This is a genomic window from Campylobacter hyointestinalis subsp. hyointestinalis (assembly GCF_013372145.1).
Classification (GTDB): Bacteria; Campylobacterota; Campylobacteria; order Campylobacterales; family Campylobacteraceae; genus Campylobacter; species Campylobacter hyointestinalis.
Genome location: NZ_CP053827.1, coordinates 1,722,812 through 1,737,396, shown reverse-complemented (window position 1 = coordinate 1,737,396; position 14,585 = coordinate 1,722,812). Strand labels below are relative to the sequence as shown.

Here is a 14,585-nt window from a genome sequence, read left to right as displayed (position 1 = left end):
TTTAGATAATTTAAAAAATAAAAAGGAAGATTAATATGGCAAGATCTGTTATAGAGGTAGCAAAGGAGATATTAGAGCGCAAAAAAGAGGCGTTAAATCCAAGTAAAATGTATCATATAGCCAATGAAATGGGGCTTACTAAAGAGCTAAATTTAAATGGCAAAACGCCGTGGGCTAGTTTTGGGGCTGGAATTTATATGGATATAAAAGAAAATCCAAATAGTATTTTTGAAGTAGTGGCTACTAAACCTATGCTCATAAAGCTAAAAAATCAAGTTATAAATTTAGAAGCTCAAATGGAGAAAAATAGTGAGATAAAAGAGTCAAAAACTTCTTATAGCGAAAGGGATTTGCATCCGCTTTTAAGTAGATTTGTCTCTTTTAATGAGAATTTCAAAGCCTATACAAAGACGATTTATCACGAAAGTAGCAAAAAATCCCAAAAAGGCGCAGACAAATGGCTATATCCAGATATAGTTGGTGTGAGTTTCGAGTATAGAGATTATGAAAAAGAGCTAAATAGATTTATAGGCAAATTTGACTCTTTGCCGATTAAAATTTACGCTTTTGAGATGAAAAAGCATCTTAGTGTTGGTAATTTTAGAGAGTATTATTTTCAAGCTGTTAGTAACTCAAGCTGGGCAAATGAGGGCTATTTGGTCGCACTTGATATCGATGAGAGTGATGAGGAGCTTATGGATTTAATCAAGCGCCTTAGCTATTCATTTGGTATAGGGATTGTAAGTCTAAGCTCACAAAATGTTGATGAAAGCGTGATTTTGGCTAGGGCGAGATTTAGGGAGAGACTGGATTATTCTGTGATGAGTGAGTTAAGCGATAAAAATCCTGATTTTAAAAAATTTCTTGAGAGCGTAGAAGAGTTCAATATAGAAAAAGATTATAGAAGCAAAAGTGAATTTGATGAAGTTTTAGGTGATGAGAGATTAGAAAGTTATTTAAAAGAGAAGAAAATCAAAGGATAATTATGCGTCGAAGTGATCGTGAATTAGATCAAGAGAGTGCTCTAAAGATCATTGATGAGAGCCAGTATGCGACTCTTAGCTGTGTAGATGAAAAGGGTGAGATATTTAGTATTCCTATTTCTATAGCTAGAGATGGTATGAGTATTTATATCCACGGAGCAAAAACTGGCTCAAAAGCTAAGCTATATAAAGATGGTAAAAATGTAGAGCTAGTCTGTGTTAGCCAAAACAAAGTGCCATAGCCAAAACTAAAGCTTATGAGGTCACTGATGAGAGTCAAAAGGTCAAAGCTTTGGAGTTATTGTGTAGAAAATACACACCTGATTATATGGATTATTTCAAAACAGCGGCATACGGCTCACTTGGTAGAACTAGTATTTACGAACTAAAGATACAATGTCTGAGTGCTAAAGCAAAGATTATTAAATAAAGGATCTGATTTGAATACTATGAAGCGTATCATGCAAGAGCGTTTTTCGTGTCGCAACTTCACGAATCAAAAAATCAAAGATGAAAATATCAAAGAAATACTAGATCTAGTTAGGCTTACACCAAGCTCGTGCGGACTTGAGCCGTGGAAATTTATGGTCGTGAGTAAAGAAAGTGATCTAGCAGAACTTAGCGAAGTTTGCAACTCACAAAAGCAAGTAAAAGAGTGCTCGCACGCGATCATTATCATCGCTAGAAATGATCTTAAAGGAAATTGTGATTTTCTAAGACAACAAGTAGATAGAAGACCGCGCACACCTGAGCGTCTCCAAAAAGCTATGGATCACTTCGCAGCTCGCTTTGATCCACAAACTAGTGATGAGATAATGACTTATGCCACTTTTCAGTGTTATATGGCTTGTGCAAATTTAGTCAATATAGCCGAGGATTTGAGTATTAAAAGCTGCATAGTGGCAGGATATGACAGCCAGAAGCTAACTAAATTCGTTGGTTTAGAGAAAAATTTTAAACCTGTTTTAGTCGTAGCTTTAGGATATAGCGATGAGAGCGTTCCTCCAAAAATAAGACAAAGCCTAGATCAAGTCGTAATCTACAAATAGTATACTTCTGTGATACAAGTCACAGATTATTTGTATGTATCACAGTATAATTTCATTACATTTAAATCAAGGAGAATGTTATGAAAAAGTTAGCGATTTTGTTTTCAGGTTTGTTTTTAGTATTTGGTCTTACTACGACTTTAAGTGCTGCTGAAAAATGTGGTACTAGCAAATGTGGCGATACAAAAGTAGAAAAAACTTCAAAATGCGGTGATGCAAATTCAAGTACCCCTGCTGGACATAAAGCAGAAAAATGCGGTGCTGCAAAATGCGGAGCAACTAAATAATTCTCAACAGAACTTCACTTCCAAGTGCGATAAACAAACGTCGCACTTGATCTTAAAATTTCAAAGGTAAAATACCATGAAAAATATTTATCATCTTCTTTCTACATTTAGTTTAAATTTCCAGTCTGCAACATTGCTTTTGATACGTTTAGTTTTGGCTTACGGTTTTTATGAGACTGCAGTTCCAAAATGGCAAAACATCGAACCGACTGCCCAGTGGTTTGCATCCATCGGTATCCCGTTTCCTGTTTTAAGCATATATTTAGTTGCTATATTTGAAACTTTAGCGGTTTTACTTTTTGTCTTAGGGCTTTTTACTAGAGCTATTTGTGTTCCTTTGATAGTCATTATCTTAGTAGCGATATTTGGTGTACATTTTGAAAACGGTTATAGCTTAGCAAATAACGGATTTGAAGTCCCGCTTTATTATCTTTGTATAATATTTGTCTTATTCTCATTTGGCGGCGGAAATATTAGTCTTGATAAAATAATATTTAAAAATGACCAATAGACGCTCTTTTTGTAAAGCTGTATCAAGTCTATCTTTGCTGTTTCCTTTACAAGTAAATTTGATAGCAAATGATGCAAAAACCTTGTCGAAAGATGAGGTTTTTTCTATATTTGATATAGTCCAAAAGCTTATATTTCTAGCTATAAAAACTTTAGACATAGATGCTTTATCGTATCTAAAGCTTATTTTATCTCATTCTAAAATTTCAAAAAAAGATAAAGATTTTTTGATAAATGGATGCTTGTGGCTTGATAATGTTAGTCAAAAAATATACGAAATTTCATTTATAAATTTAGATGAAAATAGACAAAATAAAATCATAAATTTAGTCATTAAAGATGAAAGTTGGGCAGAAGGCTGGATATACGATATGCTTGTTTTTTTGCTCAGAAGCGGTTTTTGGCGATCCTATTTATGGTGCAAACATAGATGAAAAAGGCTGGAAATGGATCTCTCATGAGACTGGACTTCCTCAGCCAAAAACACCATTTTTATAAATAAATTTAGAGAATAAATAAGGTGATAAATGATATACGACGTCTGTATAATCGGAAGCGGCGCAGGAGCAAGCCCTGTGGCATATGAGCTAAGCAGAGCTGGATTTAACGTAGTAGTGTTAGAAAAAGGTAAATTCTATACGCAAAAAGATTTTAGTAAAGATGAGTTAGCTATCTCAAGGCGTAAAATGTTTATACCAAACCTAAAAGACGAATATCACATAGTAATGGAAAAAGAACCAAACGGAGAAGTAAGCAGATATGATGGTACGTGGAGCTTTTGGAACGGCTCTCTTGTGGGTGGAAGCTCAAATTTGATGAGTGGATTTTTTCATCGTTTAAAACCGAACGATTTTAAACTAAAAAGCATTTATGGAGAGGTAGAAGGCGCAAACGTCGCAGACTGGCCCATAAGCTATGATGAGCTTGAGCCATACTATACTAAGGTCGAAAAAGTCGTAGGTGTATCTGGTAAAGTCGTAAAACATAAATTTAGTGAACCTAGAAGCACGGCTGAGTTCCCATATGAAAAGCTAGAAGAAAATGCCGTTACAAAGTGATTTGATAAGGCTGCCATAGAGCTTGGACTTACTCCACTTCCAACTCCTAGAGCCATTTTATCTAAAAACGATCTTGGTAGGAATGCGTGTTATTACTCCCATTTTTGCGGTGCTTATCCTTGTGCGAGCGGTGCAAAAGGAAGTGGTCTAGTCTTACTCCAGCAGTGCTCGGCTAAAGTCATACCTGAAGCCTTTGTCTATAAGCTAGTTAGTGATAAGTTTAGCGTGAAAGAGGCTTTATACTACGATAAATTTAAAAAATCTCATAGCATTAAAAGCTAAGATATTTGTCGTTGCTGCTGGTGTAGTTGAGACTTCAAGACTGCTTTTAAACTCTAAAAATAGACATTTTCCTAATGGTTTAGCAAACAACTCATCTAACGTCGGTAAAAATTTGATATTTTCAGCCGGAGGAGTAGGAAGCGGAACGTTTTATCTAAAAGATCTTAGTCAAAAAGATGCCAATGATCTGATGAGCAGAGGTCTGTTTTTTAACAGACACATACAAGAGTGGTATGAGTTCGAAAAAGACGGTAAGAGATATAAAGGTGGCACTATAGACTTTTTGTTTGAGCATCCAAACGTTATCCCTAATGTTACTGCGCAGTTTTATGAGAGTGGGAATTTGGTATTTGGCGATAAGCTAATGAAAAAGATAAAAGATAATGTTTATGCAAGTAGAAAACTCACATTCGAAGTCTTTAACGACTGGCTTCCTACTAACACGACTTTTGTTAGTGTTAGCGACACGCATAGAGATAAATACGGCGTTCCAGTTGGCATTATAAGCTTAGACGCTCATAAGCAAGATCTTGAAGTAGGTGAGTTTTTGTCACAAAAAGCGGTGGAAATTTTAAAACAGATGGGTGCAAAAGATGTTAGCTATAGTATTAGTAGCTCTCCGCCACCGAATTTGGCAGCTGGTGGAGCGAGATTTGGTGATGATCCACAAACTAGCGTTTTGGATAAAAACTGTAAGGCTCACGAGGTAAGTAACCTTTATGTTAGCGACGCTTCATTTATGCCTACAGGCGGAAGTGTTCCATATACTTGGAGCATATATGCAAACTCATTTAGGATAGCAGATATTATTAAAAAGAGATTGTCAAATTTAGTATAAATTTGGTAGAATTGCTTCAAAAAAAAGGAAGATTATGGAAGCAAAATTACTAAATTTCACTCCGCTTTGGGTCTGTTCAAATGCGATCCGCACTTGTTGGCAGAGCTTTGAGAAAGGTGATAATGGCGGCGAAAAAGATATCGAACTCATAGATAGAATAGGCAATAAATTCAAACACGCCAGTACGCTAGAGCATTTGTATTACAACTTTTACATAAAAGGCATTAGTAGAGCTTGCTTACAAGAATTAGCCCGCCACCGCATAGCAAGTCTAAGCGTAAAATCTACACGCTATACGCTAAAAGAGCTAAAAAATGAAAGTGAGTTTAAAGCTGGGGATTTTGAGAATGCAAGCAGGTATTTAGTGCTTACAGGTAATGAATTTGTCGATAACGCAAGTATAAATGCACTTGAGAATTTGCGCCAAATTCTAAACCAAAATACAAGCTTAGATATAGCAAAATACTGCCTTCCAGAAAGCTATAAAACAGAGTTAAGCTGGAGTATAAATGCTAGAAGTTTGCAGAATTTCTTAAGCCTTAGAAGCTCAAAAGCAGCTTTATGGGAGATAAGAGATCTAGCGAATTTAATCTATCAAAATTTGCCAGATGAGCATAAATTTATTTACGAAAATTGCCTTATAAAACCAGAATAAAGGAACAAAAATGGCAAAAACTATCATAGAAGTAGAAAAACAAACAGGGATTTTATCTAGGACTATTAGATTTTGGCTATCAAAAGGGCTTTTTCCTTTTGTTGAGCGCGACAAAAACGGTGTGAATTATTTCAGCGATAGAGATATTGAGTGGGTTATGTGGGTGGATTGTTTTAGAAAAACTGGTATGAGCATAGAAAAAATCAAACATTACATAACCTTAGCCGCAAAAGGCAAAAGTAGTGCAGCTCTTAGATTAAAAATGATAGAAGAACAAAAAGAGGCTGTTAAAGCCGAGATAAAAAAGCTAGAAGAGATAGATAAGAAACTTGATTATAAAGTCAGTTATTATAAAAATATGATAGTCAGTGATGAAGATACGATCAATCCAGTAAGCAAGGATTATGAGGGCATAATGACCCTTAAAAAAAAGATAAAATCTGCTAGATAAATACAGGAATTTAGATAAGCTAAATTCCCGCTTCTTTTTTAAATTCAAAATTAAATTTCAAATATTTTTATTTTTCCCTTGACAAACACCTAGTGTTAGGCTTTATAATGCTATCAACATTAAACCAAGGAGATAGAGTGAAAAAAGTTTTGGTTATATCTACAAGTATGAGAAGTGGCGCAAACTCAGACGCTTTAGCAGATGAGTTCGTAAAAGGAGCTAAAGCCGCTAAAAACGACGCCGTAAAGATAAATTTACTCGGAAAAAATATATCATTTTGCAAAGGTTGTTTGGCTTGTGTGAAGACTCATAAATGCACCATAAAAGATGATGCGAATATGATCGTAGAGATGATGAAAGAAGCAGATGTTATAGCTTTTGCTACGCCGATTTATTACTATGAGATGAGTGGAAGTATGAAAAATATGCTTGATCGCTCAAATCCTCTTTATGGTACGGATTATAAATTTAAAGATACTTATCTTTTAGGGGCTGCTGCAGAAGATGAAGAGTGGGTGATAGACGGAGCTAAAAACGGTCTTGATGGCTGGATAAGCTGTTTTGAAAATGCTAAATTTAAAGGTAAAGTTTTTGCTGGTGGTGTGACAAACATAGGCGATATCAGAAACTCAAAAGCTCTTAAGAACGCCTACGATATGGGATTAGGAATCGCTTGAGTATGAAAACAAGACGTGAATTTATAAAAGAAGCGAGCGGTTTGCTGGGCGTTTTGAGCTTGACTCCGCAAATGCTTTTTCACAAAATCAAGGAGATATTATGCAAACAGTTAGATTAAATAACGATGTTTTGATGCCTATTTTAGGTTATGGTGTGTATCAGATAAATGAGCTTAAAGAGTGTCAAAGATGCGTAGAAGACGCATTTAGCGTAGGTTATAGATCTATCGATACAGCTCAGGCGTATTTCAACGAAGAAGCAGTTGGTGCGGCGATAAAATCAAGCGGCATCAAAAGAGAAGAGCTTTTCATCACGACAAAGCTTTGGATAAGTGATGCAAATGAAGATAGAGCTTTAAAAGCTTTTGATGTTTCGCTTAAAAAACTGGGTCTTGATTATCTAGACTTGTATCTTATACACCAGCCTTTTGGTGATGTTTATGGAGCTTGGAGAGCGATGAGTAAACTATATAAAGATGGTAAGATAAGAGCCATAGGCGTGAGCAACTTTTACCCAGATAGACTTGTGGATTTTTGTCTAAATAACGAGATAAAACCAGCTATCAATCAAATCGAGTGCAATCCTATGCTCTCACAAGAATATGCTAAAAACGTTATGAGCGAATTTGGTGTAGCGATGGAGTCATGGGCGCCTTTTGGAGAGGGAAAAAGTGGAATGTTTAGTAACCAGACTATAGCGAGTATAGGTAAAAAGTATGGTAAAACAAATGCTCAAGTGATACTAAGATGGCTAATACAAAGGGGTGTAGTCGTCATCCCAAAAACAGTCCGCAAAGAAAGGATGATAGAAAATATCAGCGTATTTGATTTTAGCTTAGATGAAAGCGATATGAGTTTAATAGCTGGGTTAGATAGCGGAAAAAGTCTGTTTTTAGATCACCGCGATCCCGAGAAAGTCAAATTTTTAAACGGGCTTTTTAGATGAGCTTAAATCAAATTCTAAGTCTAAAAAAAGGCGAGGGTAAGTTCTTACTTATAGCCGTGCTTTTTATCTTTAGCTTGTTTGCTAGCTACTCTTTGCTAAGACCTATTAGAGAAGCTTTGGGTATAAGTGGCGGAACTGGTGAGCTAAAATGGCTGTTTTTGGGAACTTTTATAACTACGATAGTAGGGTCTATTTTGGCTATGATTTTAAGTGGAATGATAAAACGTAAGCTTTATACAGACTTTATTTACGGTTTTTTTGCGCTAAATTTGATAGGCTTTTTCGCCATTTTACATCAAATTTCTCAGGGCAGTGAAGCTTACTTGATCGTTGCTAGAAGCTTTTATATCTGGGTGAGCGTTTTTAACATTTTTGTGATCAGCACCGCTTGGAGTTTACTAGCTGATGTTTTTAGTAAAGAAAGAAGCGCTAGATTATTTGGTATTATCTCGGCTGGAGCTAGTTTAGGCGGGATTTTTGGAGCTTTTTTTGTATCGGTTTTGAGTAAATTTATAGATGTTCCTAGCTTTATCTTTATCTCTATAATCTGCCTTGGTGTTTCTATAGTGCTAAAAAATTTACTTATCAAAGAAGCTTTTGGTTTAGAAACGCTAAATTTACAAAGCGGTTTTGTGAGTATAAAAGATAGATTTGACAAACCTATCGGTTCTAAAAATCCATTTGTGGGATTTTTCTTGATCATAAAGTCGCGTTATCTACTGGCTCTGCTAGGATTCATACTGCTACTTACTAGCGTTTCAACGTTTTTGTATATGGAACAAGCAAGGATAATCTCTGGCATGTTTGAGAGCAGGGAAGCAAGGGCGGCGGCGTTTGCAAATATCGATTTTATAGTTCAACTTTCAAGTTTTGCGATACAAATTTTCATAACTTCAAAAATAGTTCAGTTTTTTGGTATCAAATGGCTTTTAGGTGCGCTTGGTTTTGTGGTTGCTTTGGGATTTATTTTGCTTGCATTTTATCCTGTTTTTGGGGTTTTGGTGCTTGTGATGAGTATAAGACGCGTAGGCGAGTATGCACTTGTAAAACCGGGTAGGGAAATGCTTTTCGTGCCACTTGATAGCGAGAGCAAGTATAAAGTCAAAAATTTCCTTGATACGGTGGTATATAGAGCTGGGGATTCTATGAGCGCTGCGCTTGAGGGAGCTATAGCAAAGATCAGTATAACTGCTGTTTTATTTGTCGGCGCTTTGATATCGTTTATCTGGGGAAGTCTTGGAGTTTATCTTGGTAAGAGATATGAAAAAGAGGAGTTTACAAAGGAAAATATATGAAATTCGTAAATTTATCTAAAAAATTTACTATTTTGAGCGTATTTTTTGGTGTTTTAGCATTTGGTCAATTTCCTGATGATTTTAGGTTGTGGGTGCATTATAACGACTTTGAAAGAGGAGATGTTTTGGAGCGAATGTATATCCAAAAAGAAGCGATAAAAGCCGTAAAAAATGGTCAAAACTTACCTGATCAAACGATAATAATGCTTGAAGAGTTATATACTCAAGGTGCTAAAAAAGGCGAAGTAAGGCGTTATATCGCAATGCAAAAAATAATAAAAAGTGGAAATTTTATGCATTTAATGCAGATAAATCTCCAAATTTAAGCGATACTAAGAGATGTTTAGACTGCCATCAAGATTCGCTTCATCGCGAAGATATCGTTTTTACCCTTGAAAATATCAAAAATTATCAAGGAAATTTGGAGTAAATCAAGGAGAGAAATATGAAAAGAAGAGCGTTCTTAAAAGGTGCAACTTTGGCGGCTGGTGTGGTAGCTTTAGGATCAAATTTAAATGCAAAAACATATGATAAAAGTAAGGAAAATAAAATGAATACTCAAGTTTGGTATATAACTGCAGCAAGCGGCGGGCTAGGACTTGCTTTGGCAAAATATCTCTTAAGCAAAGGAGACAAAGTCGCAGGAACTAGCAGAAATTTAAAAAATATCATAGACAAACTAGGAAAAGAGAGCGAGAATTTCTTGCCTTTAGAGCTTAAATTTGGTGAGAAAATGAGTGAAAATATAGAAGCAAATATCGCTGCTATAAAGTCTAAATTCGGTAGACTTGATAATGTAGTAAATAACGCTGGATATGGGCTTCTTGGCTTTGTCGAAGAGACAAGTGAAGAAGATCTTAGGGCGCAGTTTGAAGTAAATGTTTTCGCACCGTTTCTTGTAGCAAAACACGCCTTGAAGCTAATGCGTCCACAAGCCATTAGCGAGGGTGGAAATGCACAAAACGTGACAGCTAGGATATTTAATCTTAGCTCGATAGGTGGATTTAGAGTTACAAATAATTCTACGCCATATTGCATGAGTAAATTTGCTTTGAGTGCATTTAGTGAGGGGCTTTTGCTAGATCTTAAAGACTTTGGGATTCACAGCGTAAATATAATGCCAGCAGGCTTTAGAACACAGTTTTTAGGTACTAGCATGGAGTTAAGCAGAGATAAGATCGGCGATTATGACGCAAAAAGAGAAGCTTTTGAAGCACACGCGAAAAACTATAGCGGCAAACAAGCTGGCAATCCAGCTAAATTTGCAGAGATTTTGTATAACATCTCAAGAATGCAAGAGCCGCCATTTAGTCTATTTTTAGGTGCAGCAGCGTTTAGTTCTGCTAGAAATAAAATAGCTTGGTTAGAAGAAGATATGAAAAATACGGAGCATTACGCAGGAAGCGAGGCAGACTTTGAAAACTCAGCAGGAAGTGCATTTAGCACTAGATAGGAGAAAGAAATGAACAAAATATTAGTAGCTTATTTTTCAGCAAGCGGACAAACTATGCGTCTTGCAAAAACCATAGCAGAAGTAAGTGGTGGCGATATCTACGAGATAACGCCTACTCAAAAATACACTTCTTTGGATCTTGACTGGCATGACTCAAACAGTCGCTCAAGCGTGGAGATGAGAAAGCCTGATTCTCGTCCGTCTATATCAAATTTAAAACCGAATTTAGACGGTTATGATAGCGTTTTCATAGGATTTCCGATATGGTGGTACGAGGCGCCGCGCATCATACAGACATTTTTAGAGAGCTTTGAGTGGAGCGGTAAAAATATAGTGGTTTTTGCTACTTCTGGTGGAAGCGGTTTAGGGCAGAGCGTGGAAATTTTGAAAAAATCTTGCAATGCAAATTTCAAAGACGCAAAAGTGCTAAGCTCAAGTACAAATAGTGCTAACATAAAAAAATGGCTGGAGAGCTTGGGTATTTGAGTTGTGTAAATTTAGGCTTATAACAAGAGCTATAAGCCTTTATTCGGCTAAATTCAGCCGAATATTTTTTCTAAATGTTTGCGATAGTTTTGTAAATACAGCTGGACTTGCGGATCTTTAACGACGTCGTTGCAGATGAATGTAGGTAGAGCTTTCATCCCTAAAAACTCATGCGCTTTGTGAAGGTGCAGATACACGCCATCAACGCCTACACCGCCGAAAAAATGCTCTTTATTGGTAAATGCTTCAAGAGGAGCGTTCCAAGTAAGACTAAACATATATCTTTTGCTAGTAGCTAGACCGCCTGAGCCGTATTTGGCTGATTCATCTTTTCTACTTCTACCGTCATTATTGTATAAAACTCCATAACCAGCGGTGAAAACTTCATCTATGTATTTTTTAACTATCCAAGGCTCACCCATCCACCAGCCGGGCATTTGCCAGATGATCGCGTCAGCATTTGCTATCTTTTGTAGTTCTGTTTTTACATCATAACCGTCATCGATTTTGGTTTCTTGCACGTTTATGCCTAAATTTAGTAAAGTAGTTTTTGCTTCGTTTTGTAAAGTTGCATTTAACACGCCTTTTGAGTTTCCAAATATTTTTGCGCCATTTATCAATAATACATTTTTCATAGTTATCCTTGTTTAAAAATTAACAACATTATAATGCTAGTTTTTAAATTTATAATTGATCTGTGGTTTAAAAATTTAAAACGGCTATAGATACGTCTTATGGTTGTACCTTGCTCATAAGTGGCTTTTGTGTTTATGGTATCTAAACCTTTTTCAAAGCTTGGTTAAAGCATAGATCGCTAGAAAGTATAAAAATAAAATGATATTTTTTATTTTTTTTGTCATAAAATATTTCTAAATTTATGTATAAATTTGATTGTTTGTATGAAGTGGAAAGCGTATCTAAAATAAGTGGCCGGGAGAAAGGGATTCGAACCCCTGGAGGCTTTCACCTCAACGGTTTTCAAGACCGCCGCTTTCGACCACTCAGCCATCTCCCGAGTGAAGTAAATTTAAGCTATTCTGTAGCTTTGTGTATCTTTTCTTTTGACCATTGGTAGGCATTATTTGAATCTTCTTTTATGCCGTGCCAAGTACTAGAACAACCAAAAAATGCAGTTATCATAAGCGCCATAATAAAGTAACGCATAAAAACTCCTAAATGTTTTGGAGGCGACACCCAGATTCGAACTGGGGGTAAAAGCTTTGCAGGCTTCTGCCTTACCACTTGGCCATGTCGCCGTGCAAACAAATGCTAAATTTTGGTGGTGCCCAGAGCCGGACTTGAACCGGCACGGAAAAAATATCCGAGGGATTTTAAGTCCCTTGTGTCTACCATTCCACCACCTGGGCAGATAAAAAATGGAGCGGGAAACGAGATTCGAACTCGCGACCCCAACCTTGGCAAGGTTGTGCTCTACCCCTGAGCTATTCCCGCAAATTTTTTAAGAATTGAAATGATATCAAAAGAAACCTTAAAAATTTATTTGAAATTATTAATTTTTTGGGTGATTTCAAAAAAATCTAAGTAAAAAGTTGGTAATATTTCAAACGCATTTTAAATTCTGAATACTTTTTGGGGTTATAGCTCAGCTGGGAGAGCGCTTGAATGGCATTCAAGAGGTCGGCGGTTCGATCCCGCTTAACTCCACCATTTTATAAATTTTCTCCCCTTTTTTAAAGTTTAAGAAACTCTATAAATCCATAAAAAACACTACTTTAAAGCACTTTTAAACTCTTTGTATATTTTTAAAACTCTCTCATAATTTTTAGAATTATTGTAGTATAATAGTGTAGTTTGATTTTAATAATGTAGTTTTAACTAAAAAAGGGGGACAAATGGCAAATATCGCAAAGACCATACTATACGACAAAGATATAAGAGAGTTAGAGCCAAAAGAAAGGCAATACCGCAAGGCTGTGGGCAATCCAAAAGAGCTTTACATTTGGATCAATCCAAGTGGCGTTAAGACATTTTTCATCTTGCACAGCAGAAAGACACGCAAACTAGCCGAGTTTGAGCAAGGCAGATACGGTGTAGAACAAGCAAGAGAAGATGCACTAAAAATCACAAAACGGCTAAAAAGCGGAGCTGAATTAAAATCAAACAAATACACCATAGGTGCGTTATTTGATAACTACATAAGGCGAAAAAAAGCCACTCTAAGCCAAAGCTACACTAAAAAAATCATAGACCAAATGAATGCCTACATCTTGCCAAAATTTAAAGACATCGACATTGCAAATATTAAATTTAGCGACCTTTTAGAAGTTTTAGAGCCATTATTTAATCCACACAATCCCAAAAGCTCACGCTTAGAAACCATACACCGCATTATAAATCACCTAAACCAACTCTTTGAAAGTGCCATAAATGACCGCTATATAGACTACAATCCTTGCAAAGCACTACACGAAAAGTTCCCCACTTCAAGCAGTTTTAGCCTAAAAAATGGCACAGACACAAGATACTCTGCACTGAGCGATGAAAGCGATTTAAAAGAGTTTTTGACAGATCTACGAAACGACAGCACAATGGACTTACAAACAAAAAGAGCCGTAATACTGCAAATCCTATGTGTAAATCGCCCAGGCAACACAGCAGAAGCAAGGTGGGAGCATATAGACTTTAAACATGGCACATGGACGATACCTGCTAAGCAGATGAAAATGCGATACGCTCATCAAATTTTACTATCCAAAGAAACAATAAAGATACTAAAAGAACAGAAAAATTATAGCCCTATTGAAAGCGAGTTTGTCTTTCCTGCATTTAATAACCAAGGACATCTACATAGAGACACCATAGGCAAAGCCATACGCAATCTAGGTGGAAAAAATAAATATCTAGACAAAGCATCGGCTCATGGTTTTAGAGCCACTTTTAAAACGATTTGTTCGCTAAATTTGGCAAAACTTGGCATGCTTGGCATAAGCGAAAAAACCATAGAAAACGTACTAGCACATAAAGAATTAAACAGCGTAAAATACGCGTACGAACGCCAAACAGCCACAATAGAGCAAAAGCGAACGCTCATGCAGTGGTACGCAGATTATTTAAATAATCTTTGTAAATTTGTATAAATATTTTAATTTTTAATATAATATTTATATTTAATACGCTATAATTACTTGTATTTTATTATCAAACAAATAGCCCAACTTATGAAAGTATAAAGAATGGGGAAATAGTGTTATTTTTTGGTAAAAATAACAAAAAAACCCAAAAAAAAGGAAAGAAAACACAATCCAAAGGCAAATTTATGAACGAAAAAGAGTTAATCCCAACAGACGAAACAATAGATATTATTCTAAATAGCAAGTCAGCAGGCAGATTTAAGACATTTGATGCATATAAAAGGGCAATGGATGCAATGTTTAAAGCAGATGAAAACAGCCTAGCAATAAAATCAATGTTAAAAAATAAAAAATATAGCAACTCATTTTTAAAAAATCCACACAAATGCATTTTAAAAGCCCTACAAGCCACGAAAAATAAAATTTAATACCAAACTAGCCTAAAAAAATCGCAAAGACAAGCCACAAAATCATCTTAAAAGATTTTGCATCTAAAAAAATCAAATAAATTTCTCTCCCTTTT

The 14,585-nt window shown here is 35.9% G+C and carries 20 protein-coding genes, 5 tRNA genes and 2 pseudogenes; 20 read left to right on the top strand and 7 right to left on the bottom strand.

The window, feature by feature from the left end:
- The first annotated feature begins 35 nt into the window (after positions 1–35).
- The 7 genes and pseudogenes from CHHT_RS08985 to CHHT_RS09265 all read left to right on the top strand — a co-directional run bounded on the left by CHHT_RS08985 (position 36) and on the right by CHHT_RS09265 (position 3,887).
- Positions 36–983 (top strand): HTH domain-containing protein, encoded by a 948-nt coding sequence (locus tag CHHT_RS08985; protein ID WP_034962901.1) that lies wholly within the window; start codon positions 36–38, stop codon positions 981–983.
- Positions 984–985: 2 nt separating this feature from the next.
- Positions 986–1,413, top strand: a pseudogene (locus CHHT_RS08980) (pyridoxamine 5'-phosphate oxidase family protein).
- A gap of 19 nt (positions 1,414–1,432) precedes the next feature.
- The gene (locus CHHT_RS08975; RefSeq protein WP_034963188.1) at positions 1,433–2,032 is read left to right on the top strand and encodes a nitroreductase family protein; all 600 of its coding nucleotides are present in this window, start codon (positions 1,433–1,435) and stop codon (positions 2,030–2,032) included.
- An 80-nt stretch (positions 2,033–2,112) separates the two neighbouring features.
- Positions 2,113–2,319 carry a hypothetical protein gene (locus tag CHHT_RS08970; RefSeq protein ID WP_034962899.1) on the top strand — a complete coding sequence of 69 codons (207 nt, stop codon included), beginning with the start codon at positions 2,113–2,115 and terminating at the stop codon, positions 2,317–2,319.
- A gap of 76 nt (positions 2,320–2,395) precedes the next feature.
- Positions 2,396–2,830 (top strand): HvfX family Cu-binding RiPP maturation protein, encoded by a 435-nt coding sequence (locus tag CHHT_RS08965; protein WP_034962897.1) that lies wholly within the window; start codon positions 2,396–2,398, stop codon positions 2,828–2,830.
- 34 nt (positions 2,831–2,864) lie between these two features.
- Entirely contained in the window at positions 2,865–3,263 is a 399-nt protein-coding gene (locus CHHT_RS08960; RefSeq protein ID WP_143297555.1) for a hypothetical protein, read from the top strand.
- Positions 3,264–3,356: 93 nt separating this feature from the next.
- A complete protein-coding gene (locus tag CHHT_RS09265; protein ID WP_234945125.1) occupies positions 3,357–3,887 on the top strand; it encodes an NAD(P)-binding protein in 531 nt (176 codons plus the stop codon).
- Positions 3,888–4,124: 237 nt separating this feature from the next.
- Here CHHT_RS09265 and CHHT_RS09260 read toward each other — a convergent pair whose 3' ends face one another.
- Positions 4,125–4,259 (bottom strand): hypothetical protein, encoded by a 135-nt coding sequence (locus CHHT_RS09260; protein ID WP_255199059.1) that lies wholly within the window; start codon positions 4,257–4,259, stop codon positions 4,125–4,127.
- A gap of 22 nt (positions 4,260–4,281) precedes the next feature.
- Between CHHT_RS09260 and CHHT_RS09255 the strand changes: the two genes are divergently transcribed.
- The 10 genes and pseudogenes from CHHT_RS09255 (at position 4,282) to CHHT_RS08910 (ending at position 10,970) form a co-directional block, all read left to right on the top strand.
- A complete protein-coding gene (locus CHHT_RS09255) occupies positions 4,282–5,007 on the top strand; it encodes a GMC oxidoreductase (RefSeq protein WP_234945124.1) in 726 nt (241 codons plus the stop codon).
- 34 nt (positions 5,008–5,041) lie between these two features.
- Entirely contained in the window at positions 5,042–5,662 is a 621-nt protein-coding gene (thyX, locus tag CHHT_RS08950) for an FAD-dependent thymidylate synthase (protein WP_034962896.1), read from the top strand.
- 10 nt (positions 5,663–5,672) lie between these two features.
- The gene (locus CHHT_RS08945) at positions 5,673–6,113 is read left to right on the top strand and encodes a MerR family transcriptional regulator (RefSeq protein WP_034962894.1); all 441 of its coding nucleotides are present in this window, start codon (positions 5,673–5,675) and stop codon (positions 6,111–6,113) included.
- Positions 6,114–6,250: 137 nt separating this feature from the next.
- Positions 6,251–6,790 (top strand): flavodoxin family protein, encoded by a 540-nt coding sequence (locus CHHT_RS08940; RefSeq protein ID WP_034962893.1) that lies wholly within the window; start codon positions 6,251–6,253, stop codon positions 6,788–6,790.
- 100 nt (positions 6,791–6,890) lie between these two features.
- On the top strand, positions 6,891–7,736 hold the full coding sequence (locus tag CHHT_RS08935) for an aldo/keto reductase (RefSeq protein WP_034962891.1): 846 nt from the start codon (positions 6,891–6,893) through the stop codon (positions 7,734–7,736).
- Complete coding sequence (locus tag CHHT_RS08930; protein ID WP_074898807.1) at positions 7,733–9,031, top strand: NTP/NDP exchange transporter; 1,299 nt, start codon at positions 7,733–7,735, stop codon at positions 9,029–9,031. Before CHHT_RS08935 ends, CHHT_RS08930 begins: the two co-directional genes overlap by 4 nt.
- Positions 9,028–9,357 carry a hypothetical protein gene (locus CHHT_RS08925; RefSeq protein WP_034962889.1) on the top strand — a complete coding sequence of 110 codons (330 nt, stop codon included), beginning with the start codon at positions 9,028–9,030 and terminating at the stop codon, positions 9,355–9,357. Before CHHT_RS08930 ends, CHHT_RS08925 begins: the two co-directional genes overlap by 4 nt.
- Positions 9,357–9,461: pseudogene (locus tag CHHT_RS09350) on the top strand (hypothetical protein); the annotation flags it as partial. The gene CHHT_RS08925 and the pseudogene CHHT_RS09350, both read left to right, overlap by 1 nt.
- Positions 9,462–9,476: 15 nt before the next feature.
- Positions 9,477–10,484 carry an SDR family oxidoreductase gene (locus CHHT_RS08915; RefSeq protein WP_051663765.1) on the top strand — a complete coding sequence of 336 codons (1,008 nt, stop codon included), beginning with the start codon at positions 9,477–9,479 and terminating at the stop codon, positions 10,482–10,484.
- 9 nt (positions 10,485–10,493) lie between these two features.
- Positions 10,494–10,970, top strand: coding sequence for a flavodoxin (locus tag CHHT_RS08910; RefSeq protein ID WP_034962887.1), 477 nt, complete (start codon positions 10,494–10,496; stop codon positions 10,968–10,970).
- 53 nt (positions 10,971–11,023) lie between these two features.
- On the opposite strand, the gene CHHT_RS08905 is transcribed toward CHHT_RS08910, so the two are convergent.
- The 6 genes from CHHT_RS08905 to CHHT_RS08885 all read right to left on the bottom strand — a co-directional run bounded on the left by CHHT_RS08905 (position 11,024) and on the right by CHHT_RS08885 (position 12,422).
- Positions 11,024–11,605: an NAD(P)H-dependent oxidoreductase gene (locus CHHT_RS08905; RefSeq protein WP_034962884.1), complete on the bottom strand. Its 582-nt coding sequence runs from the start codon at positions 11,603–11,605 to the stop codon at positions 11,024–11,026.
- 292 nt (positions 11,606–11,897) lie between these two features.
- Positions 11,898–11,985: transfer RNA gene (locus CHHT_RS08900), tRNA-Ser, on the bottom strand.
- A 17-nt stretch (positions 11,986–12,002) separates the two neighbouring features.
- Positions 12,003–12,134, bottom strand: coding sequence for a hypothetical protein (locus CHHT_RS09250; protein ID WP_255199058.1), 132 nt, complete (start codon positions 12,132–12,134; stop codon positions 12,003–12,005).
- A gap of 18 nt (positions 12,135–12,152) precedes the next feature.
- Positions 12,153–12,226, bottom strand: a tRNA-Cys gene (locus tag CHHT_RS08895).
- 24 nt (positions 12,227–12,250) lie between these two features.
- Positions 12,251–12,337 (bottom strand) — tRNA-Leu (locus CHHT_RS08890).
- Between the two features lie 10 nt (positions 12,338–12,347).
- A tRNA-Gly gene (locus tag CHHT_RS08885) sits at positions 12,348–12,422 on the bottom strand.
- A 140-nt stretch (positions 12,423–12,562) separates the two neighbouring features.
- Here CHHT_RS08885 and CHHT_RS08880 point away from each other — a divergent pair.
- The 3 genes from CHHT_RS08880 (at position 12,563) to CHHT_RS08870 (ending at position 14,490) form a co-directional block, all read left to right on the top strand.
- Positions 12,563–12,638, top strand: a tRNA-Ala gene (locus CHHT_RS08880).
- A gap of 185 nt (positions 12,639–12,823) precedes the next feature.
- The gene (locus CHHT_RS08875; protein ID WP_034962882.1) at positions 12,824–14,068 is read left to right on the top strand and encodes a tyrosine-type recombinase/integrase; all 1,245 of its coding nucleotides are present in this window, start codon (positions 12,824–12,826) and stop codon (positions 14,066–14,068) included.
- A 179-nt stretch (positions 14,069–14,247) separates the two neighbouring features.
- Positions 14,248–14,490: a hypothetical protein gene (locus CHHT_RS08870; RefSeq protein ID WP_141079409.1), complete on the top strand. Its 243-nt coding sequence runs from the start codon at positions 14,248–14,250 to the stop codon at positions 14,488–14,490.
- The last annotated feature ends 95 nt before the right edge of the window (positions 14,491–14,585 follow it).

Excerpts from the sequence above, each read along its gene's own strand:
- CHHT_RS08930 (WP_074898807.1), top strand. The coding sequence starts at position 7,733 with ATGAGCTTAAATCAAATTCTAAGTCTAAAAAAAGGCGAGGGTAAGTTC.
- thyX (WP_034962896.1), top strand. The coding sequence starts at position 5,042 with ATGGAAGCAAAATTACTAAATTTCACTCCGCTTTGGGTCTGTTCAAAT.
- CHHT_RS09250 (WP_255199058.1), bottom strand. The coding sequence starts at position 12,134 with ATGCGTTACTTTATTATGGCGCTTATGATAACTGCATTTTTTGGTTGT.
- CHHT_RS08975 (WP_034963188.1), top strand. The coding sequence starts at position 1,433 with ATGAAGCGTATCATGCAAGAGCGTTTTTCGTGTCGCAACTTCACGAAT.
- CHHT_RS08875 (WP_034962882.1), top strand. The coding sequence starts at position 12,824 with ATGGCAAATATCGCAAAGACCATACTATACGACAAAGATATAAGAGAG.
- CHHT_RS08935 (WP_034962891.1), top strand. The coding sequence starts at position 6,891 with ATGCAAACAGTTAGATTAAATAACGATGTTTTGATGCCTATTTTAGGT.
- CHHT_RS08870 (WP_141079409.1), top strand. The coding sequence starts at position 14,248 with ATGAACGAAAAAGAGTTAATCCCAACAGACGAAACAATAGATATTATT.
- CHHT_RS08925 (WP_034962889.1), top strand. The coding sequence starts at position 9,028 with ATGAAATTCGTAAATTTATCTAAAAAATTTACTATTTTGAGCGTATTT.
- CHHT_RS09265 (WP_234945125.1), top strand. The coding sequence starts at position 3,357 with ATGATATACGACGTCTGTATAATCGGAAGCGGCGCAGGAGCAAGCCCT.
- CHHT_RS08965 (WP_034962897.1), top strand. The coding sequence starts at position 2,396 with ATGAAAAATATTTATCATCTTCTTTCTACATTTAGTTTAAATTTCCAG.
- CHHT_RS08915 (WP_051663765.1), top strand. The coding sequence starts at position 9,477 with ATGAAAAGAAGAGCGTTCTTAAAAGGTGCAACTTTGGCGGCTGGTGTG.
- CHHT_RS08910 (WP_034962887.1), top strand. The coding sequence starts at position 10,494 with ATGAACAAAATATTAGTAGCTTATTTTTCAGCAAGCGGACAAACTATG.
- CHHT_RS08905 (WP_034962884.1), bottom strand. The coding sequence starts at position 11,605 with ATGAAAAATGTATTATTGATAAATGGCGCAAAAATATTTGGAAACTCA.
- CHHT_RS08945 (WP_034962894.1), top strand. The coding sequence starts at position 5,673 with ATGGCAAAAACTATCATAGAAGTAGAAAAACAAACAGGGATTTTATCT.
- CHHT_RS08970 (WP_034962899.1), top strand. The coding sequence starts at position 2,113 with ATGAAAAAGTTAGCGATTTTGTTTTCAGGTTTGTTTTTAGTATTTGGT.
- CHHT_RS08985 (WP_034962901.1), top strand. The coding sequence starts at position 36 with ATGGCAAGATCTGTTATAGAGGTAGCAAAGGAGATATTAGAGCGCAAA.